General features: G+C 43.3%; 19 protein-coding genes. 4 read left to right on the top strand and 15 right to left on the bottom strand.

What is annotated here, in order from left to right; all coding sequences use genetic code 11:
* Positions 1-154: 154 nt before the first annotated feature.
* The 10 genes from BM378_RS17645 to leuS are packed head-to-tail and all read right to left on the bottom strand — an operon-like array spanning position 155 to position 10774.
* Positions 155-1315: a serine hydrolase gene (locus BM378_RS17645; protein WP_036967339.1), complete on the bottom strand. Its 1161-nt coding sequence runs from the start codon at positions 1313-1315 to the stop codon at positions 155-157.
* A 54-nt stretch (positions 1316-1369) separates the two neighbouring features.
* Positions 1370-2140, bottom strand: coding sequence for a septal ring lytic transglycosylase RlpA family protein (locus BM378_RS17640; RefSeq protein ID WP_036967342.1), 771 nt, complete (start codon positions 2138-2140; stop codon positions 1370-1372).
* The gene (gene rodA / locus BM378_RS17635; RefSeq protein WP_036967346.1) at positions 2140-3246 is read right to left on the bottom strand and encodes a rod shape-determining protein RodA; all 1107 of its coding nucleotides are present in this window, start codon (positions 3244-3246) and stop codon (positions 2140-2142) included. The genes BM378_RS17640 and rodA overlap by 1 nt, the downstream gene beginning before the upstream one ends.
* Positions 3243-5123 (bottom strand): penicillin-binding protein 2, encoded by a 1881-nt coding sequence (gene mrdA, locus BM378_RS17630; RefSeq protein ID WP_074989688.1) that lies wholly within the window; start codon positions 5121-5123, stop codon positions 3243-3245. Before mrdA ends, rodA begins: the two co-directional genes overlap by 4 nt.
* An 8-nt stretch (positions 5124-5131) precedes the next feature.
* Entirely contained in the window at positions 5132-5602 is a 471-nt protein-coding gene (gene rlmH / locus BM378_RS17625) for a 23S rRNA (pseudouridine(1915)-N(3))-methyltransferase RlmH (RefSeq protein ID WP_036967350.1), read from the bottom strand.
* Positions 5603-5630: 28 nt separating this feature from the next.
* Positions 5631-5948 carry a ribosome silencing factor gene (rsfS, locus tag BM378_RS17620; RefSeq protein WP_036967352.1) on the bottom strand — a complete coding sequence of 106 codons (318 nt, stop codon included), beginning with the start codon at positions 5946-5948 and terminating at the stop codon, positions 5631-5633.
* 56 nt (positions 5949-6004) lie between these two features.
* The gene (nadD, locus tag BM378_RS17615) at positions 6005-6640 is read right to left on the bottom strand and encodes a nicotinate-nucleotide adenylyltransferase (RefSeq protein ID WP_074989687.1); all 636 of its coding nucleotides are present in this window, start codon (positions 6638-6640) and stop codon (positions 6005-6007) included.
* A 12-nt stretch (positions 6641-6652) separates the two neighbouring features.
* Positions 6653-7693: a DNA polymerase III subunit delta gene (gene holA / locus BM378_RS17610; RefSeq protein WP_065978079.1), complete on the bottom strand. Its 1041-nt coding sequence runs from the start codon at positions 7691-7693 to the stop codon at positions 6653-6655.
* Positions 7693-8184, bottom strand: coding sequence for an LPS-assembly lipoprotein LptE (locus BM378_RS17605; RefSeq protein WP_074989686.1), 492 nt, complete (start codon positions 8182-8184; stop codon positions 7693-7695). The genes holA and BM378_RS17605 overlap by 1 nt, the downstream gene beginning before the upstream one ends.
* A gap of 1 nt (position 8185) precedes the next feature.
* Positions 8186-10774: a leucine--tRNA ligase gene (gene leuS / locus BM378_RS17600; RefSeq protein WP_074989685.1), complete on the bottom strand. Its 2589-nt coding sequence runs from the start codon at positions 10772-10774 to the stop codon at positions 8186-8188.
* Between the two features lie 176 nt (positions 10775-10950).
* Here leuS and BM378_RS17595 point away from each other — a divergent pair, with 176 nt between their 5' ends.
* The 3 genes from BM378_RS17595 (at position 10951) to bamJ (ending at position 14354) form a co-directional block, all read left to right on the top strand.
* Positions 10951-11409: a zinc ribbon-containing protein gene (locus tag BM378_RS17595; protein WP_074989684.1), complete on the top strand. Its 459-nt coding sequence runs from the start codon at positions 10951-10953 to the stop codon at positions 11407-11409.
* A gap of 69 nt (positions 11410-11478) precedes the next feature.
* Positions 11479-13881, top strand: a complete 2403-nt coding sequence (locus tag BM378_RS17590; RefSeq protein ID WP_065978076.1) for a Lon protease family protein — start codon at positions 11479-11481, stop codon at positions 13879-13881.
* A complete protein-coding gene (bamJ, locus tag BM378_RS17585) occupies positions 13878-14354 on the top strand; it encodes a BamJ family beta-barrel-assembly machinery protein (protein WP_074989683.1) in 477 nt (158 codons plus the stop codon). Before BM378_RS17590 ends, bamJ begins: the two co-directional genes overlap by 4 nt.
* 136 nt (positions 14355-14490) lie before the next feature.
* Here bamJ and lnt read toward each other — a convergent pair whose 3' ends face one another.
* From lnt to miaB, 5 genes are read right to left on the bottom strand one after another with little or no spacing between them, the layout of a single operon-like run.
* A complete protein-coding gene (gene lnt, locus BM378_RS17580; RefSeq protein WP_177222593.1) occupies positions 14491-16044 on the bottom strand; it encodes an apolipoprotein N-acyltransferase in 1554 nt (517 codons plus the stop codon).
* The gene (gene corC, locus BM378_RS17575; protein WP_036967376.1) at positions 16025-16909 is read right to left on the bottom strand and encodes a CNNM family magnesium/cobalt transport protein CorC; all 885 of its coding nucleotides are present in this window, start codon (positions 16907-16909) and stop codon (positions 16025-16027) included. Before corC ends, lnt begins: the two co-directional genes overlap by 20 nt.
* Positions 16910-16931: 22 nt before the next feature.
* Positions 16932-17387 (bottom strand): rRNA maturation RNase YbeY, encoded by a 456-nt coding sequence (ybeY, locus tag BM378_RS17570; protein WP_036967379.1) that lies wholly within the window; start codon positions 17385-17387, stop codon positions 16932-16934.
* Entirely contained in the window at positions 17384-18436 is a 1053-nt protein-coding gene (locus tag BM378_RS17565) for a PhoH family protein (protein WP_074989681.1), read from the bottom strand. Before BM378_RS17565 ends, ybeY begins: the two co-directional genes overlap by 4 nt.
* 50 nt (positions 18437-18486) lie before the next feature.
* Positions 18487-19932 carry a tRNA (N6-isopentenyl adenosine(37)-C2)-methylthiotransferase MiaB gene (gene miaB / locus BM378_RS17560; RefSeq protein WP_036967384.1) on the bottom strand — a complete coding sequence of 482 codons (1446 nt, stop codon included), beginning with the start codon at positions 19930-19932 and terminating at the stop codon, positions 18487-18489.
* A 258-nt stretch (positions 19933-20190) separates the two neighbouring features.
* On the opposite strand from miaB, the gene BM378_RS17555 reads away from it, so the two are divergent.
* Entirely contained in the window at positions 20191-21360 is a 1170-nt protein-coding gene (locus tag BM378_RS17555) for an FAD-dependent oxidoreductase (protein WP_074989680.1), read from the top strand.
* Positions 21361-21545 lie beyond the last annotated feature (185 nt).

The raw sequence follows: 21545 nt of genomic DNA, 5'->3' as shown, positions 1-21545 counted from the left end.
CTTAATAGACGTTTTCTTTGCCATTTCTTGGCGTTAAGCAAACTGGATTACGACGCACTCGACCCAGCGCGACTGATATGGGGCGCATTCTATCATTTTTCAGGCAAAAAAAAACGCCTTGCAGTGCAAGGCGTTTATAATCTTTTTTACGGGTTTACATTATTTGTAAACGTAAGTAATCGTAAATTTTGCTAAAGAAGCTACCTTCTTCCACTTCTTCTAAGGTAACAAGTGGATATTGCGCAATTTCTTCACCTTCAAGCTGTAAGAAAAGTGTGCCTACTTTAGTGCCTTTCGCCAGTGGGGCTTCTAAGGTTTTATCAAGCTCAAAGTTCGCTTTTAAGTTTTTACGTTGACCGCGTGGGATAGTAATGGGTGTATCTTCTAAAATACCTAACGATACGTTTTCTTTATTACCCATCCAAATACGTTGCTCTGCAAAACTGTCACCTGCTTTATAGGGTGTGATTGTTTCGAAGAAACGGAAACCGTAGTTAAGTAGTTTTTTACTTTCTACCTTACGTGCACGCTCGCTTTCAGTTCCCATTACAACTGCAATTAAACGCATATCATCTTTGGTTGCTGAGGTAACTAAGCTATAACCCGCTTCTGAGGTATGGCCTGTTTTAATTCCGTCTACGTTTAAGCTCTCATCCCATAACAATGAGTTACGGTTGTATTGTTTAATGCCGTTATAAGTAAATGATTTTTTTGCATAAACTTCATATTCATCAGGTACGTCACGGATAAGTGCAGCGCCTAATGTTGCCATATCACGTGGCGTGGTAAAGTGCTCGTTGGTATCTAAACCATGGCTATTAACAAAGTGACTGTTGCTCATGCCTAGTTTTTCAGCATGGGCATTCATTAAATCAGCAAATGCACTTTCGCTGCCTGCAATGTGCTCTGCCATTGCTACGCACGCATCATTTCCTGATTGGATTATGATACCGTGGTTAAGATCATCAACACTGATTTGTTTACCCACTTCGATAAACATTTTTGATGACTCTGGAAAGTTCTTTGCCCATGCTTTTTCGCTCACTGTTACCATATCGGTCGGTGAGATATTACCTGCTTTAATTTCTGTACCAATGACATAACTGGTCATCATTTTGGTCAGACTTGCTGGTGCTAGTTTTGTATCAGCTTCGCCTTCGGCAATTACTTTTCCTGTGGTGAAATCAACCAAAAAGTAACCTTTAGCATTAACTTGAGGTGGGGCGGGGATGATTTGGGCTGTTGCAGAAAATACGCTAGCAGTGCAAACAAGGCCACAAACGCCACTTAAGATTTTATATTTTATAGATTTCATCGTACTCATTAATGGTTGAAGTTAAACATGTCGCGTTAACCTATTCTAAAGGTCTTACTCACTGTAAAGCAAGAACGCGTTCTGAAATTGGTTTTGTTTTAATTTATCTAAAACGGATTGTGCTTCTGCAGCATCTTTAATTGGCCCTAGACGCAGACGATAGATCCCGTCTTTTTCAACAATGTTTGTTGGCACATGGTATTGCTGGCGAAGTTGAAACGCGAGCGCTTCGACATTAGAAAGAGTACTTCCCGCTGCAACCTGTATGTAACTTAAACGAGGGGCAGAATTTGCAAGTGTAATGGCTTCAACCTTAACACGGGCTGTACCTTGACGATAGTAGCCAAGCTTATATGCTGCAGAATAAGATAAATCGATCAGTCTATCGTCATGAAAAGGGCCGCGATCATTAACACGCACAATCACTGATTTGCCGTTATCTAAATTCGTGACGCGAGCAAAACTTGGCAGCGGCAGTGTTTTGTGAGCTGCAGTCATGGCAAACATATCGTATATTTCGCCGTTCGAAGTGTGGTAGTTGTGAAATTTTCGACCATACCAAGAAGCGATGCCTTCTTCTGAGTAGCCCGTTTCATCTAGCATGGGCGTGTAGCGCTTTCCTCTCACCTCGTAGGGGCGGCTTGCACTGGCGCTTTTGATAACAGCAGTGACCACAGCATCTTGCATTTCAAGTTCTGTCGGTGTTCGCAGTGGCGCTGCATCATGCTGCATTGCATAGCGTCCTTGTTGTGACGACGGTGAGCTACATGCGCTGAGCACAACACAGATAAGCGCGATTAAAAGGGCATTTATTAAGTGGGTCATTATTTTAACAGCATCCTTTTATCGGTGGCGATAGACATAATAATGCCAAATCCAGCCATCAGGGTCACCATAGAAGTCCCCCCGTAACTAATTAAGGGTAAGGGGACACCAACGACAGGTAATAGGCCAGAAACCATTCCTATATTCACAAACACATAGACAAAGAAAGTCAGGGTTAAGGCTCCAGCGAGTAGTTTACCAAATGCGTCTTGTGCATTTACGGCAATGTACAAGCCACGACCAATAATAAATAAATACATGCACAGCAGTAAGCAAACACCAAATAGACCAAATTCTTCACTGAGTACCGAAAAGATAAAGTCAGTATGGCGTTCGGGTAAAAACTCAAGTTGCGATTGGGTCCCTTGCAACCAGCCTTTACCTTCAATTCCCCCGGAACCAATGGCTATTTTTGATTGAATAATGTGATAACCCGAGCCTAAAGGGTCACTTTCAGGGTCTAAAAAGGTGAGTACTCGCTGACGTTGATAGTCATGCATTCCGTAATGCCAAAATGGCCATGCAGCGAGTGCAACAACGGCTGAGAAAAAGCCAATTAAGCGCCAGCTTAAGCCTGATAAAAACAACACAAATATACCTGAACTGGCAATTAAGATTGACGTTCCTAGGTCTGGTTGTTCTTTAATTAAAATGGTCGGCACCATCACAATTACAAAACCAATGATTAAATGAATCGCGCGTGGGGGCAGGTGATTACGGCCAATGTACCAGGCAACCATCATTGGCACGGCTATTTTCATTAATTCGGAAGGCTGGAAACGCGTGATACCTAAATTAAGCCAACGTTGCGCGCCTTTGGAACTGACACCAAAGAACAACACGCCAACGAGCATTAATAAGCCCAAGCAATACAGAGGAATGACCATGCTTTTTAAGGTATTCGGTGAAAACTGCGCCAGAATAAACATGCCCAGTACAGCACCAAACATACGTGTAGCATGGCGGATCATCATCGCAGAATCTTGACCACTGGCACTGTATACAATAGCAAGGCTTGCGACCATCATGAGCATGAGCGCAATCAGCAAAGGTACATCAAGATGAAGGCGCTGCCAAATCGAGCGTTTTTTATTTAATGGGATCATGGCGCATCACTTTGAGCAAGTTTTATAGGGTTAGCAGAAAAGTAGTAATCCATTAATTGGCGCGCAATTGGCGCACCAACAGTACTTCCCCCACCGGTATTTTCGACGACCACCGACACCACAATTTGTGGGTCATTATAAGGGGCAAAGCCAATATATATTGCGTTATCTCGTTGGCGTTCTTTGAGTGATTCTGCATCATATCGCTCGCCTTGAGCAATACTGACTACCTGCGCCGTTCCGGTTTTACCGGCTGGGTCATAGGTTGCACCTTTAAACGCTTTGTGTGCTGTACCGGTTACTTTATGCACTGTGTTGTGCATTGCATCGAGGGCTATTTGCCAATGATGTGGGTTTTTAAGTTGTACAGGGGGTTTTTCATCATTATTGATTTGCGTTACTTCGTTTTCTTTTTTGGCTACTTGCACAAGGTGAGGTGGATGATCAATGCCTTTATTAACTAAAATGTTAGTTGCATTGGCTATTTGCATCGGGGTCGCGGTCCAATAACCTTGTCCGATACCCACCGAGATTGTATCGCCTCGCCACCATGATTCTCTGAAACGGGCTTCTTTCCATTCTTTAGATGGCATAATTGCCGTTGTTTCTTCATGAATATCAATACCAGAGAGCTCGCCAAAGCCAAATTGAGTCATAAAGTCACTGATTTTAGTGATGCCTAGTCGGTAGGCAACATCGTAAAAGTAGGTATCACATGACTCTTCAATCGCTTTGTAAACATCGACATGACCATGGCCCCAACGTCTCCAGTCACGCCATTTGTGTTCAACATTCGGAATTTGGAAAAAGCCCGGATCCCATATCTGTGTTTGTTCTGTTACCAAACCTTCTTCGAGGGCTAAAATGGCCATATGGGGCTTAACCGTCGATGCCGGAGCATAGCGACCCTGCGTAGTACGGTTAATAAGTGGGCGGTCTGGATTTAATAATTCTTTGTAGTTTTTACTGCTAATGCCATGCACAAATAAGTTTGGGTCATAACTTGGGTTTGAATACATTGCCAGCACGCCCCCGTCTTTTGCATCAAGCACGACCACTGCGCCACGCATGTCTTTTAAGGCATGCTGGGCTATTTGTTGCAAGCCAATGTCCAAGGTTAACACTAAGTCGTGGCCCGGCTCTGGCGGAGTCAGACTGAGAGTACGGATAACGCGACCACGGTTGTTTACTTCAACGCGTTGTGAGCCAACAACACCGTGTAGTAACTCTTCATAGTATTTTTCGATACCAAGCTTACCAATGTCATGAGTGGCGCGGTAATTCGTTGCTTGGTCTTCGGCTTCAAGTTTAGTGAGTTCTTTTTTGTTTAGCTTGGCAACATAACCTAAGGCATGAGTGAGTGTATCGCCATACGGGTAATAGCGTGCTAAACGCGCTTCAATACTGAACCCTGGAAATTTATGTTGGTTTACTGAAAACGTGGCTACTTCGGTTTCGTTTAACCGTGCTTTAAGCACTTGGCTTTTAAAGCGGCGATTATGTTTGATATCGTCTAAAAAGTCGGCTTTTTGTTGTTCGCTTATCGTAATTAGTTGCTCAACAGCAGCCAGTGCTTTGTCAAGATCATCAACTTCTTCAGGAATGACTTCAAGGTTGTAAACGGGTTTGTTCTCGGCAAGTAACACCCCATTTCTGTCGTAAATCAAGCCTCTATTAGGCGCAATTGGTATTACTTTTATGCGGTTGTCGTTTGAACGTGTTTGATAGTCTTGGTGATCAATAACCTGAATGTTGTATAAATTTGATAACAAGACACCAATAAGCAGGGTAACAAACACAAAACCCACAAATGCTCGACGGGCAAATAAATTTGCTTCAGCCGAGTGGTCTCGAATGGTGGGTCTGTGTTTTCGCATGGGCTTTACTACTCGCGATGATAAGGGTGGTTGTTATTTAAGCTCCAGCCACGATAAAGGCTTTCAGCAACAATAATACGCACCAACGGATGCGGTAGCGTTAGGTTCGATAAAGACCATTTTTGCTCAGAGGCTGCTATACACTCAGGTGCAAGCCCTTCAGGACCGCCAATCAGTAGGCTGACATCTCGGCCATCAAGCTGCCATTTTTCCATACTTTTAGCGAGCTGATGCGTATCCATCGGCTTACCGGTTACTTCAAGTGTAACAATGCGGTTTCCTTTGGGGATAGCCGCCAATGTCTTTTCACCTTCAAGTTGTAAAATACGTTTGATATCCGCATTTTTACCACGCTTTCCTGCTGGGATTTCAATGAGTTCTAACGGCATATCACGCGGAAACCGGCGTTGATATTCCGTAAACCCTGTTTCTACCCATGCTGGCATTTTCGTGCCAACGGCAATCAATTGTATCTTCAAAATGCTTTACCTATGTCCTTGCTAAGGGTTAACCCCAAAGTTTTTCTAGATCATAGAAGTCGCGAGTTTGGTCTTGCATTACATGCACAACCACATCACCCAGGTCTACCAGTACCCATTCACCTTCATTTTGGCCTTCGTAGCCGAGTGGCTCTTCACCAGCATGGCGTGCTTCTTTCGCGACATGATCAGCAATAGACTGAACGTGGCGTTTAGAATTACCTGAACACACCACCATGTAGTCAGTAATGTCAGATTTTCCACGAACATCAAGTTGTACCACGTCACGGGCTTTCATATCGTCGACTTTATCAAGGGCAAATGCGAGTAGTTGTTTAGAATCCAAAGTGTTTTCTCAAAAGTAAATAATCGTAATGTGTTATTTTATCACGCAGATAGTATTTATTCATCTGTTTGGTAAAGATGATGCTGCGCAATGTATTGACTGACGCTAGCGGGTAAAAGTTCCGCGGCCTGATCATTTAAATATAATTGTTTTCGAATCTGACTCGATGCAGCATCTACTTGTAAGCCATTTAAAAAGAATAACTTGCCAGCAGGTGATTGTTTTAGTTGCGCGAGTTTGTCAGTCAACGCATCGGCTTTGTAAGCGGCCAGTTCACCCTCAACATGGCATATTTGGCCAGGGCGCTGATACACCACGATATGGCACAGGGTGACTATTTCTTGCCATTGATACCATTTATCTAAGTTATTAAACGAATCCATGCCGATTAAAAACAGAATAGGGGCGCTCGGGTGTTCGCTGCGAAGCTCTTTTAAGCTCAGTAATGAATACGATGCACCGCTGCGGTTAAGCTCTCTGTAGTCGATGGCAAATTGCGGGTTAGACGCTATCGCAAGCTTGAGCATATTAATCCGATGCTCGTCGCTTATCCCCGGTTTTGCTTTATGAGCGGGGATAGCGCAAGGCATAAAATAGAGGGTATTCAATTGGCACTGTTTAACACACTGTTCAGCCATATTTAAATGGCCTAAGTGAATGGGATCAAACGTGCCACCGAAAATAGCAATCATCAGTTACGACTCTCAGTCAGAATGTGGATGACAAGGTAAGGGGATTGATAACGGCTGACAAAACACTAAACAAATATGAGTCAACGCTTGATAAGGGGCAATTAAGTTACCTTGTTTGTAAGCGGCATCAAATTGAGCGAGTTGTTTAATTATTTGCTCAAGTACTTTGCTGTTTAAACGATTCAGCGCGTGTTGGATTGTCGCTTGTTGATTCTTCCAAATATTAAACTGCTTGTATAAGTCAGTCATATTGGCGCCCGTTAGTCTGGCATGCTGCATAGCAAGTAGGTTGCTGGCTTCTTTATTAATAGCCCAAAAAATACTCATGGCTTCGGTATTATCCGCAGCGAGTTTGGTCATGACTTTGACTGCTTGCTCAGCGTGACCTTTGAGTAATGCATCGCTCAAATCGAAAATATCAAACTTTGATTGATTGAGCAGCCCTTGCATCACGGCTTGTTGGTCAACTAGGTCACTGCCATAAAGCAGTGAGAGCTTTTCAAGCTCTTGATGACACGCAAGCAGGTTGCCTTCAGTTGCTTCTATGAGGCTTTGCTTAGCATTGTTATGCAGGTTTAAATTTAAACGATAACATTGCTCATCTAACCAGCGGGTTAGGTGATTGCCTGTTAGCGGATAACAAGGCACAAAGATGCCTTGTTTATCGAGTGCTTTAAACCAAGCGCTACGCTGGATATCTTGGCTGGCTTTGGCGCCTTTTAACACTAAAATAGTGTCATCATTGACCAGCTCAGTAAGCTGTTTAAATATTTGACTGCCCGTGGTGCCCGGTTTTTGCTCGTTTAAATCAAATTCAATCAGGGTGCGTGCACTGAACAGTGACATACTTTGATATTGAGCAATAATCTCTTGCCAATCAAAGCCCTGCATCAATGTGAATTTGATGACTTCGTCAAAACCGTGCTGTTTAGCTGCTTGACGTATCTGTGATACGCATTCCGCTATTTGGTAGGGCTCCTCACCAAACACCATGTAGAAAGGGGCGAGGCCTTTTTTTAGTTGGCTGGTGAGTTGATTCGCATAACAACGCATTACAGTTGCGATAACTCTCTAACAATACGGCGGCTTGCTTGCTTTCTGATTTCACTCAGCAGCAGCTCAAGTTCTTTGGCTTTTGCAAGTGCGTTATCAGGATCGTCTTGATAGTTACGATACAGCTCAAAACGTTGGTTAACTGCTTCTTGGCCTGGGCGTTTAAGGGTGTAACTGACACTATAAGCAAGCTCATATTCTGCGACCTGACCATTATCAAATAACGACAATATTTGACGCTCTAAGCGGTCTTTGTGAATAGTGAGCTCAGGCGTTGAACTGTCGCCGTGGTCAAATTCTACTTTACTGGCTATTAGCTCTTTTTCGACTAACTCGAACAGGGTTGATTTTTCGTCATCTCCAATCAGCGAGATCACCTTTAAGTCATCCGGTAAGTTAGAGGCTTTCTTTAAATGAAAGCCACAGCTTGTTACCAGTAAACAGACTAGCACTAAAGCTAGTCTGTTTTTCAGTGCATGAAGCGCTGCCATCTTAGTTAGCAACCACATTCAGAAGCTTGCCTGGTACGTAAATTACTTTACGGATTGTCACGCCGTCTGTGAATTTAGTCACATTATCTTCTGCGAAGGCGAGGGCTTCAACTTGCTCTTTAGTGGCATCTGCTGGCACTGTTAACTTAGCACGAAGCTTGCCGTTAACTTGTACGATGATTAGCTTTTCATCTTCAACAAGTGCCGACTCATCCACGGTTGGCCAAGAAGCATCTAAGATGTCACCTTCTTTGCCAAGGTCTTGCCATAGTTGATGACACATGTGCGGCGTAATAGGTGCAAGCATGATAAGTAATGCTTCAAGCGCTTCGTTTGCTATCGCGACATCTTGTTTATCAGCAAGTGGCGCTTTTAATAACTTGTTTGAAAGTTCCATAATGGCAGCAATTGCTGTGTTGAACGTTTGACGGCGCTCAACATCATCGGTCACTTTTGCAATGGCTTTATGAAGCTCACGACGAAGTACTTTTTGATCGTTGCTTAAAGCGGCTTTATCAAGTGCTTGATAACCTACGGTTTCAACATCGACTGCGTATTTCCAAATACGTTTTAAGAAACGCATTGCGCCTTCTACACCTGAATCAGACCATTCAAGAGTTTGCTCTGGAGGTGCTGTGAACATCATGAATAAACGTACCGTATCTGCACCGTATTCGGCAATAACTTGTTGTGGGTCGATACCGTTGTTTTTCGATTTCGACATTTTACTCATGCCTGCAGAGAATACCGGCTCACCATCTACTTTATGCCATGCTTTTGTCACACGACCTTTTTCGTCAGTTTCAGTTTGTACGTCGGTTGGTGATATCCACACATCACCGCCTTTCTCATCTTTACGATAGAACGTTTCTGCTAATACCATGCCTTGGCACAGTAAACGCTCGAATGGCTCGTCAGAGTTAACTAAGCCAAAATCACGTAATAGTTTGTGGAAAAAGCGAGAGTAAAGTAAGTGTAAAATCGCATGCTCAATACCACCGATGTATTGGTTTACAGGTAACCAGTAGTTTGCAGCGCCAGGCTCAATCATTCCTTCGTCAAAACGAGGGCTACAGTAACGTGCGTAGTACCACGATGATTCCATAAAGGTATCGAATGTATCAGTTTCGTGAAATGCAGGTACGCCATTTACGGTTGTTTTAGCCCATTCAGGATCCGCTTTGATTGGCGATGTAACACCATTCATAACCACATCTTCAGGTAAGCGTACTGGTAACATGTCTTCAGTAGCGGCAATCTCTTGGCCATTTTCGTCGCTTAACATAGGGATTGGAGAACCCCAGTAACGCTGACGGCTCACGCCCCAATCACGTAAACGGAAGTTTACTTTACGCTCACCAACGCCCAGTGCTTCTAACTTGTCTGCTACCGCATTAAATGCTGCATCAAACTCTAGACCATCAAACTCACCTGAGTTTACTAATACGCCTTTTTCTGTGAAAGCTTGATTTGCAAGGTCAACCGTATCTTCGCTGCCAGCTGCTGGTGCAATAACTTGCGTAATTTCTAGGCCGTAAGTACTTGCAAACTCGTAGTCACGTTGGTCATGCGCAGGCACCGCCATTACCGCACCTGAACCGTAGTCCATGAGTACAAAGTTAGCGACCCAAATAGGGACTTGCTTGCCTGTTAATGGATGGATTGCGTAAAAGCCTGTTGCAATGCCTTTTTTGTCCATGGTTGCCATGTCGGCTTCAGCGACTTTGGTGTTTTTACACTCATCAACAAACATCGCAACAGCATCGCTATTTTTAGCCGCTTCTTGTGCAATTGGGTGACCGGCTGCAACAGCAACGTAAGTCACACCCATAAAGGTATCTGGGCGTGTTGTGTAAACACGGAATGTGTCATCGTTGTCGGCACGTTTGAATTCAATTTCTAAGCCTTCAGAACGACCAATCCAATTGCGTTGCATGGTTTTAACTTGCTCAGGCCAGTGATCAAGTTTATCTAAATCATCTAAAAGCTCTTGAGCATAATCAGTGATTTTGATGAACCATTGTGGAATTTCTTTTTGCTCAACAATCGCACCTGAACGCCAGCCACGACCATCGATTACTTGCTCGTTGGCAAGCACTGTTTGGTCAACTGGATCCCAGTTTACTGTTGACATCTTTTTGTATACTAAGCCTTTTTCATACAGCTTAGTGAAGAACCATTGTTCCCATTTGTAGTACTCTGGGTGGCACGTCGCGATTTCGCGATCCCAGTCATAACCAAAGCCTAATTGCTTTAATTGGTTACGCATGTAGTCAATGTTTTCGTATGTCCATTTAGCCGGTGCCGTGTTATTTTTAATTGCGGCATTTTCAGCTGGAAGACCAAACGCATCCCAACCCATAGGTTGCATTACGTTTTTACCTTGCAAGCGTTGGAAACGTGATACTACGTCACCAATAGTGTAGTTACGAACGTGACCCATATGCAGTCGGCCGCTTGGGTATGGGAACATTGATAAGCAGTAATACTTTTCTTTGCTCTCATCTTCAGTGACTTTAAATACTTGGTTTTCATCCCAGTAGGCTTGTACTTTTGACTCTATGTCTTGCGGGTTATATTGCTCTTGCATCTACGATTCCAGACTTCTTGCAAATTGATAAAAAATTGTCGCTAAGGATAACCCAAAATACAGGCTAATCACAGCGGCAAATAAGGGCTTTTCCGAAATTATCACTTTCAGGGCAGGTTAACCTATACTCAACTATAGTAAGTATTGATTTTTCATCACTTTTGAAGGAGTAAACGATGGCAGATTATAAAACATGGCTCAGCGATTTAAGTGCATGGCTTAAAGATGTAAAAGACCACGAGTTGAAGGAGGCAATGGAGAAGTTTGTTGAATCTGAGCAGGCACTTAAAGATCTAGGAAAAGAAAAACTTGAGCTGTATCGCGACTACCTTAAACGCGATATTGATCACATCAAAGAAAACGATAAACATTATGACTCCTTAGCGTGGCTTGAACTAAAAGAGTCGCTTTGGTACGAGTTATCGCACATCGAAGACAAAACCCAGTTAGAATGGCAGGCCCTAAATCAAGATTTTAAGCACAATGGTGTCTATCATCAGGGAGAATGGATAGCCATGGGCACATTAGTATGTAAAAATTGCCAACATAGTTACGATGTTTACCATGCTACTCAAATTACCCCTTGTACTGAATGCGGTGGTATTTACTTTAGCCGTAAGGCATTACAACCTTAATCTGTAACGCAAGCAAAAGCTGGGCGTTACCCATAATGCCCAGCTAATCCTGGGAAATAAGAAGTTAGAATGACAAAAAAACTAATCCCATTGCCAGTCTCTACCTTAGCGCCAGAAATTGCCGCCAGTCATGTTGCTACATGCATGAATAATCCATACCCAGAGGCTTTAACGTTTATTGGCCAACAACGTGCTCAAAGTGCGCTCGATTTTTCATTAGGTATGGAGCTACCTGGTTACAATGTTTATGTTATGGGTGAGGCTGCACTGGGTCGTTTTACCTTAGTGAAAGACAAGCTAACAGCCCATTCAAAAGGCCGCCCAACGCCTAATGAGTGGCTGTATGTCAATAATTACGACGACCACCGCGAGCCTATCGCGCTGTTTATGCAAGCTGGGCAAAGCAAGCAGCTTGCAGATGATATTGATTCATTTATTGATGAAGTGCTTGATACATTCCCAGCTGCATTCGATAACCCAGGTTATCAGCGTAAGAAGAAATCAATAGACCGTGAATTCACCGATACTTACGATGCAGCTATAACCGCAGTAGAAATTGCCGCGCTTGAGCAAAGTGTAGCGCTTATCGAAGAAAATGGCGTGGTGGGGTTTGCACCATTGGTTAATGGTAAGCAATTAAGCGACAGTGAGTTTGCGGCACTCGAAGAGCCATTGCGTATTGAATTTTATGACGTGATTGAAAAGCTCGAAGATGCGTTAATCGAAGCGCTGATTGAGTTACCGCGTTGGAAACGTGAATCATCTGAAAAACTGCGTAATCTTAAAAAATCAACGGCTGAGTTAGCGACCAAGCCACTTATTAAAGCGCTCGAGCACAAATATGCAACGCATATTGGCGTGCTGCGTTATTTAAAAGACATACGTGAAGAAATCATTGATGCGGTGCTGGAGTGGCTCGACGATGATGACAACGACGAAAACAAAGAAGACTTTGACCGCAAGGGCATGCTAACCGACTTTTTCGCACCCAATATTTTAGTCGAATTTAAAGAAGGGGATGCAGCGCCTGTTGTTTACGAGCCTAACCCAACGTTTGGCAATATTTTTGGCAAAATTGAATACGCGACATCGCAGGGCTCGCTCATAACCAGTTATCGCTCAATTCAGCCGGGTGCACTGCACCGTGCTAATGGCGGCTACTTGATTATGGACGCTGAAAAAGTAATGGCGAATCCACAAGTGTGGGATGGCCTAAAATTGTCTTTAAAAACGCATCAAATTAAGAACGACTTACCGTATCAAGACAGTTCAGTGGGGAGCAGTTTTACTTTACGTCCGCAGCTTATTCCGCTGGATGTAAAAATTGTGCTGCTGGGTTCACGTGATTTGTATTACACCATTGGTGAGTACGATGAAGAGTTTGCTGAGCTGTTTCGTGTGCTTGCTGACTTTGATTATTACTTACCAAGCAGCGATAAGCTGCAGTACCAGTTTATTACCAAAGTGACTGAATACTGTGAGAAAACCTTAAATTGCACTGCAAACGAAGCGGCAATGGCACGTTTACTCAAGTTTAGTTATCGCCAAGCTGAGCATCAAAATAAGCTGTCTGCACGTTTTGCAGATGTCCTTGAGTTGGTGGCCGAAGCCAGTTTTTATGCCAAGCAAGATGGACATACACTGATTGATGCGCACCACATTGATGAAGCCATTCTTGGTAAACAGTACCGTACTGGGCAAATTTCAGAAACCATGCTTAGCGATATTAAAGAGGGGCAGATCCTCATTGCTACCGAAGGTCAGGCCGTGGGTAAAGTAAACGGCTTAACGGTGCTGCATATCGGTGATACATCGTTTGGTACGCCTGCACGTATAACTGCCACGGTTTATGCTGGTGCCGATGGGGTCATTGACGTTGAGCGTGAGGCCGAGCTGGGTAAAGCAATTCACTCAAAAGGCGTGATGCTTCTAACGGGCTACTTAGGTAACAAATATGCGCAGCAATTTAGTTTAACGCTCAGTGCTAATATCGCGATTGAACAGAGTTACGGTTATATCGACGGTGATAGTGCGTCACTGGCCGAGCTCTGTGCGCTTATCTCGGCAATAACCAACTTACCTATTAGCCAGTCAATTGCGCTTACAGGCTCAATTAACCAACATGGTGACGTGCAATCTATTGGTGGTGTTAACGAGAAAATCGAAGGCTTCTTTAAACTCTGTAAAATGCGTGGCTTAACGGGCGAGCAAGGCGTGATCATTCCAAAGTCAAACCAAGTGAACCTGGTGCTTGATGATGAAGTGCTCGACGCCGTTGAAAAAGGCCGCTTTAATATTTATGCCGTTGAAACAGTAGACCAGGCGTTAAGTCTATTAATGGACAAAGACGCGGGTGAAATGACGGAGCAGGGCTATCAAGACGGCTCTATTAATGCCTTAGCATTAGCCCGACTTGCAAACATTGCCGATATTGTTAATGGCGATAATGATGATGAAAAGGAAGCGGAATGATTAACTTAATTCTTTTATTGGTCATAGGTGTATTTTGTTTTTTGATTTTTAAAAATAGCAAAAAAGCGAAATTACAAGCACTTGAAAATGAAACTTTGGCCGCTGATTTTTTAGCGACAAATGGTAAAGCTGATGATGTCCATGAAACAACATCTGGGCTGCAATACAAAATTGAGCACAGCGCGGGTAATGAAGCTAAGCCACATACTAGCAGTAAGGTGAATGTGCATTACCATGGTACGCTCATGGATGGCAGTGTATTTGACAGTTCAGTCGTACGCAATTCGCCAATTAGCTTTGGTTTAAACCAAGTGATTGCCGGCTGGACTGAAGGCTTACAGCTAATGAGCGAAGGCGATAAGTTCACCTTTTATATCCCGCCACAGCTTGCCTATGGGCGTAAACGTGTTGGTAGCATTCCGCCAGGCTCGTTACTAATATTTGAGGTTGAACTTCTTAAGATTGAATCGTAAGCGCCAGCCAAACGACAAAAAAGAAAGGGCTTCATAAATGGAGCCCTTTTTTTGATTTAATTCCGCGGGATTAATGAGGCTATACCCATTAGGTATAGCCTCAAAATAGCACTCCAATTAAACGCAGTCGTATTCTTTACGCGTTTGCTTTGGTTTTTCTTATTAACCCTATGACAGTTAGTAATAAAACAGCCAGCCATACCGGCCAATTACCTAAACGACTGTATAGCGTGTCACCTTGAATTAGGGTGATATTCGCTTCAAGCACATCGGCTTTAAACTGTGGCATGCTCAATTGCGATTTTGCGATAGGGTCGTACACAGCGCTAATACCGGTATTCGTTACGCGAATAAGCGGGCGCTGAAGCTCAAGGGCGCGCATACGGGCTATTTGCATATGCTGATGCGGCCCATGAGAATCTCCAAACCAGGCATCATTACTAACAGTAAACAAAATATCAGAATCACTTCTGTAGTTTCCACGCACTAAATCGGCAAAGGCAATTTCGTAGCAAATAGCAGGCAAAATATTTAAACCATTGGCGCGCAAGTTATCTTGTACTTCATCACCACGGGTGAACGATGACATTGGTAAGTCAAATAGGGGAGCAATAGGGCGCAGTAAATCTTGAAATGGCACAAACTCACCAATGGGTAACAATTGATGCTTTTGATAGCGGTTATGCCCTAAATACTGATAGTGACCTTCATTGTCACTGGGCTCTTTTTTACCAAGTACAATGAGGGTATTAAAAATATTGCGGGTGTCGTACTGGTAATCAACAATGCCAGTGATAAGTGCGGTGTTATTAAATGTTGCGGCACTGTCAAGGCCAGATAAATATTGCGTCGCAAGGGCTTCTAGCTCAGGCACGGCGGCTTCAGGCCAAACGATTAAATCAGCATTCCAATGCAGGCGTGTCATGTCTTGGTATTTGCTCATGGTATTCCAAAACTCAGACGGCTCAAACCGTAAATGTTGCTTGATGTTACCCTGTACGAGCACGGTTTTAATCGTTTTATCTTGGTATTTAACTGGGCTGTTACCTGCAATAAAATATAAGCCAATGAGCACGGCGACAGAGACTATCAAAGGTTTAATGTCTTTACTTATTAAGCGATATAGCGCAAAGGCGATTAATACACATATAAGCGTGATACCAAACTCACCAATCACAGGGGCTAAAAAGTTTAGTGGGCTGTCTGTTTGTGTATAGCCAAAACTAAGCCATGGAAACCCAGTCAGTAGCGTGCCACGCAGATACTCAGTGACCGCAATACTTGCCAATAATAAGCACACAAAACTATAGGGCCCTGAAGCCAGTCGAGTACTAAGCCAAGCAGCTAAAGCTGGATAAAGTGCAAGGTAGGCGCATAAAATACCCATTAAACCAAGAGAGGCAATTAATGGCATTCCACCAAAGGTGGCTATTGAAACATGCACCCAGCTGATACCGGCACCAAACCACCCTAAACCAAAGATGAAGCCATATTTTGCGCTGCGCTTTGCTGCGTCTTTACCGTTTGCAAGAGGGTTGATGCAATAAAGCAGTGCACCAAGAGAAAGAAAGGCAATGTGCCACAGATTAAAGGGGGCGTAACTTAAGGTTAAAAAGAGGCCCGCAATAAGTGCGAGCCAGGCTTTTTTATCTTTTGCAAGAACGCAGAGGTTAGTTAGCAGTTTCTTCACTGTCGTTATCATCAGCCTTAGGAATGGTGACTTGCAATTGTAAGATGCGACGATTGTCAGAATTGGTGACTTTAAATTGTAAGCCTTCAATGTCTATCGTCTCACCACGGCTTGGCATATGACCAAACGCATGTAAAACCGTACCACCAATTGTATCGGCGTCAGAGGTGCTGTAACCCGTTTTAAAATATTCGTTAAAGTCATCAACAGGTGTTAGAGCTTGAACTGCGTAAACATGTTTCGCAACTTGTCGAATATCTTGTTGTTCCTCTTCTTCATCGTGTTCGTCTTCTATTTCACCCACAATGATTTCGAGAATATCTTCGATGGTTACTAATCCTGACACACCCCCGTATTCATCAATGACGATGGCCATGTGATAACGTTGTTGACGAAACTCATTTAACAGCGTATCAACTCGTTTGCTTTCAGGAACCACCATCGCAGGACGTAAATAGTCACGTAGTGATGGCAATAGTTCATCTTTATTTAGAATTAAAGGCAATAAATCCTTTGCGAGTAATATACCTTCGATGTGATCTTTATCTTCACAAACCACGGGGAAACGAGAATGTGTAGAGTCAACCATCATCGGGAGTAGCTCTTCTAATGGGGCGTCAATTTCAAGCGTCACCATTTGAGAACGTGGTATCATGATGTCTCGAACTTTTAGTTCTGACACACCTAATACCCCTTCAATCATTTCTTTTGTTTCAGGGTCGATAAGGTCGCGTTCTTGCGCATCGGCAATTACTTCTACCAGCTCTTCTCTATTCTGGGGTTCCCCTTGTAACATCTGGGCTATGCGGCCCAGCCACGTTTTACCAGAAGAACCCTGGCTAGTTTGCGAGTTGTCGTCGCTCATTGCGTCTAATTGCTCCGTAAATTTAAATATCGTCTCGATATGGGTCAGCAATGTTCAGATCGGCAAGTAATTGCTTCTCTATGCTTTCCATTTCGAGTGCATCTTCGTCCTTTATATGGTCAAATCCAAGTAAATGCAAGCATCCATGGATCACCATATGGGCAAAATGGTCGTGAAAGGTTTTTTCTTGCTCAATTGACTCAGCTAAAACGATAGCTGGACATATGATTAAATCACCCACTAAAGGTAACTCAATACCAGGGGGGGCTTCAAATGGAAACGATAAGACATTAGTCGGTTTATCTTTACCACGGTAGTCATTATTGAGTTGTTGGCTTTGTGCTTCATCACTGATCACAATTGTCAGTTCAGCATCTTCACGGTAGTGACTGAGGGCTTTATCAGCCCACAGTTGAAATTGTTCAAAGCTTGGTAAGTTGTCAAACTCACACGCTATTTGTAAATCTAATTCGGTCACGAGTTTGCTTCTTGTTGGTTTGCTTGTGCTTCTTTTGCGCGTTGTTTTTCAGCCCGTTTTAAACGTTCAGCTTCATCGTTGCGCTCATAGGCTTCAACAATACGCGCCACAACAGGGTGGCGTACCACATCATGTGATTGGAAAAAGTTAAAGCTAATTTCATCGACACCGTTAAGTACCTCAATCGCATGGCGAAGGCCCGAGCGCGCACCACGCGGTAAATCTACTTGGGTGATATCGCCTGTAATAACGGCCTTAGAATTAAAACCAATACGGGTTAAGAACATTTTCATTTGCTCTGCGGTGGTATTTTGGCTTTCATCTAGGATGATAAATGCGTCATTCAATGTACGTCCACGCATGTACGCTAACGGTGCTACTTCGATAATATTTTTTTCGATCAGTTTTTCAACGCGCTCGAAGCCGAGCATTTCAAATAATGCATCATAAAGAGGGCGTAAATAAGGGTCGATTTTTTGGCTCAAGTCGCCAGGTAAGAAACCCAGTTTTTCACCTGCTTCAACGGCAGGGCGAGTAAGCAGAATACGGCGAATTTCTTGACGCTCCAGTGCATCAACAGCAGCAGCAACGGCAAGGTAGGTTTTACCTGTGCCTGCAGGGCCAATACCAAAGGTAATATCGTGATGCAGAATATTAGCCACATACACGCCTTGGTTATCGTTACGCGGTTTAATAACGCCACGGCGAGTTTTTATCACCATGTCTTTACCATAAACGCCCGGGTTGTCGTCTTGATCAAGGGCGTTTGATTCGCTAATCGCTAAGTGCACAGCGTCGGGTTCAATTTCGCCAATTTCACCACGAACTGGTTGAGTATCAACATAAAGGTTTTTTAAGATTTCGACACTGGCTGCTGCACAGTGAAGTTTACCAGTGACTCTAAAAAAATTATCGCGATGGGCAATTTCAACACCTAGTCGGCGTTCAATTTGTTTGATGTTTTCGTCAAACGGACCACATAAAGATGAAAGGCGTTTGTTGTCGGCGGGTTCTAAATAAATCTCTAAAGTTTTTAATTGATTACTCAAAATTGCTTCCTATTGATGGGTGCTGGCAAAGGCCAGCACCAAAATTCACCCTAAGGGACGAAAGTTGCAACGCCAATTTCGTTAGGGGCTTGTGCAGCGTCTGCTTCGGCTGCTTTACTAAGAATAGACGATGGCGCAATATCACGGCGCAGGTTCATTTCTGATTCTGTGCGAATTAATTCACCGCGTAAAGAGTTTGGCAACGCTTCAGTAATACGTACATCAACGAATTGACCGATCACTGAATGTGGGCCTTCAAAGTTAACCACACGGTTGTTTTCAGTACGGCCACGTAACTCCATAGGGTTCTTCTTAGAAGGACCTTCAACTAAGATTCGCTGTTCAGTGCCAAACATTTGGCGACTGATTTGCTGTGCCATTTGCGTAATACGGTTTTGTAAAAGGTATAAACGCTCTTTTTTCTCTTGCTCTGATACGTCGTCCGGTAAATCAGCTGCTGGTGTACCAGGGCGTGCACTGTAGATAAAGCTGAAGCTCATATCAAAACCAATATCATTGATAAGGTTCATTGTTGCTTCAAAGTCTGCTTTGCTTTCGCCAGGGAAACCAATGATAAAATCAGAAGACATGCTTAAGTTAGGGCGAATTTTACGTAATTTACGAATCGTTGATTTGTACTCTAGAGCTGTATGACCACGTTTCATTAAATTAAGAATACGGTCAGAGCCACTTTGCACTGGTAAATGTAAGTGGTCGACAAGCTCTGGTACATCGGCATATGCATCGATGATGTCAGGAGTAAACTCTACTGGGTGCGAAGTGGTGTAACGAATGCGGTCAATACCATCAATCGCGGCAACATAACGCAGTAGGTCAGAGAAGTAACAAATTTCGCCATCATGCGTTTCACCGCGGTAAGCGTTTACGTTTTGACCTAGTAAGTTTACTTCACGCACGCCTTGCTCTGCGAGCTGGGCGACTTCGAGTAGTACGTCATCAAGTGGACGGCTTACTTCTTCACCGCGCGTGTATGGCACAACACAGAAAGTACAGTATTTAGAACAGCCTTCCATAATCGATACGAACGCACTTGGGCCTTCTGCTTTTGGCTCAGGTAAACGGTCGAACTTTTCGATTTCAGGGAATGATACGTCAACAACAGATGTACTGTCGCCACTTTGCACTTGCTTAATCATCTCTGGTAAACGGTGTAACGTTTGCGGGCCAAAAATTACATCGACAAACGGCGCACGTTGACGAATTGAGTCACCTTCTTGTGACGCTACACAGCCACCTACACCAATGATAAGGTCAGGTTTATCGTCTTTTAATAGCTTCCAACGGCCTAGCTGGTGGAATACTTTTTCTTGCGCTTTTTCACGAATTGAACAGGTGTTGAGTAAGATCACATCTGCATCTTCAGCTTCATCAGTTAACTGATAGCCGTTAGTCGCATCCAGTAGATCCGCCATTTTCTGAGAGTCGTACTCGTTCATCTGACAACCCCAGGTTTTAATATGCAGCTTTTTACTCATTGAAATATAGCCTCGTTTTCAATTCGGTAGTGACACAAAAATGTGTTAGAAACATGATTAAGCGGCTTTAATGCCGACTTAAAGGACGCGTATTTTAGCTGGATACCCGCACAGATCCAAGTATAGTTTTTATCTTTGTGGTGTGAAATCAAACAAGTCACTGTTTTAAAATTCTTAACGCGTAAATGCACTGACACAGTTTAGTGAATTACGTTACAATTTATGCCGTATTCAAATAGCCAAATGAGCGACTATTAAATGAAGAAAAATAAGGTAATTGTTGTTGGTGGTGGCATGGTAGGTGCTGCCACAGCTGTTAAACTGGCACAGCAGGGCAGGGACGTCACTATTATTGAAAAGCACCTTATCGATGCTGATGACATTCTCAGTTCAGATAAGGTGGATATTCGCATTTCGGCTATTAATCGTTTTTCAGAAAACTTACTTGATGAGCTGGGGGCAATGCCGTTATTGCGCCAAAATCGTATCGCTCCATACCAACAGCTTGAGGCGTATCAGCAACAAGGCGAAAACTTATTGTTTGATTGCCATGATATTGGTGAAACACATCTGGGTCATTTAATCGAAAATAGCCTAATTCAAGCGAGTCTTTGGCAGCAATTTTCTCAATATGGCATTGAGGTTATTGAGCAGACAACACCGGTTACAGCGATAAGCCAAGAGAGTGATTCAATCACGCTTCATTACGGTGACACCCAATATACGGCTGATTTAGTGGTTGCTGCAGATGGCGGACAATCACAATTACGTAGCAAAGCTGGCTTAGGTGTAACAGGGTGGCAATATGGTCAACACTGTATGGGTGTGTTAATTAAACTGGATGCGCCGCAACAAGTTAAAACGTGGCAACAATTTACGCCAACGGGCCCTGTGGCGTTTTTGCCTATGCAAGCCCCGTATGCAAATTTAATTTGTTACCACAACGCGTCGGTTTTAAACCGTTGGAATAAACTCCCCACAGAACAACTAAAAGCCCAACTCATTGCGCATTTTCCTGAGTTGCCGGGTGAATTTGAGTTACTTGAGCATGCTGTTTTTCCATTGGCTCGTCAGCACGCAAATGATTATTCGCAAGGGCGCTTAGTCTTAGTGGGCGACTCAGCACACACTATTAATCCCTTGGCAGGCCAAGGGGTTAATTTAGGTTTTCAAGATGTGGTTGCACTTGCAGAGGTTCTTGCTGGCCACGATGATGTTGGTCAGCATGCGGTATTAAAGCAGTATGAGAAGAAACGTCGTCGCGCTAATTTACTTATGATGAGTATGATGGATGCCTGTTACTTCGGATTCTCAAATGAACTACAGCCACTCAGTTGGGCACGTAGTAAGTTTTTAAAACTAGCGAACAATATTGGCCCGGCTAAGAACTGGGTATTAAAATATGCCATTAGTGGGACACTCAGTTAAACAAAATAATACACATAAACGATAAAGAAACGGGTTAATGAAAATTAGCCTGTTTTTTTTTGCGCTAAATAAAATGAATTAAATTTTGGAGAAATTAGAAATTAGAAATTAGAAATTAGAAATTAGAAATTAGAAATTAGAAATTAGAAATTAGAAATTAGAAATTAGAAATTAGAAATTAGAAA

The organism is Pseudoalteromonas lipolytica (assembly GCF_900116435.1).
GTDB classification, from domain to species: domain Bacteria; phylum Pseudomonadota; class Gammaproteobacteria; order Enterobacterales; family Alteromonadaceae; genus Pseudoalteromonas; species Pseudoalteromonas lipolytica.
The sequence above is the reverse complement of the archived record's forward strand: the minus strand, read 5'-3'. Positions and strand labels throughout refer to the sequence as shown.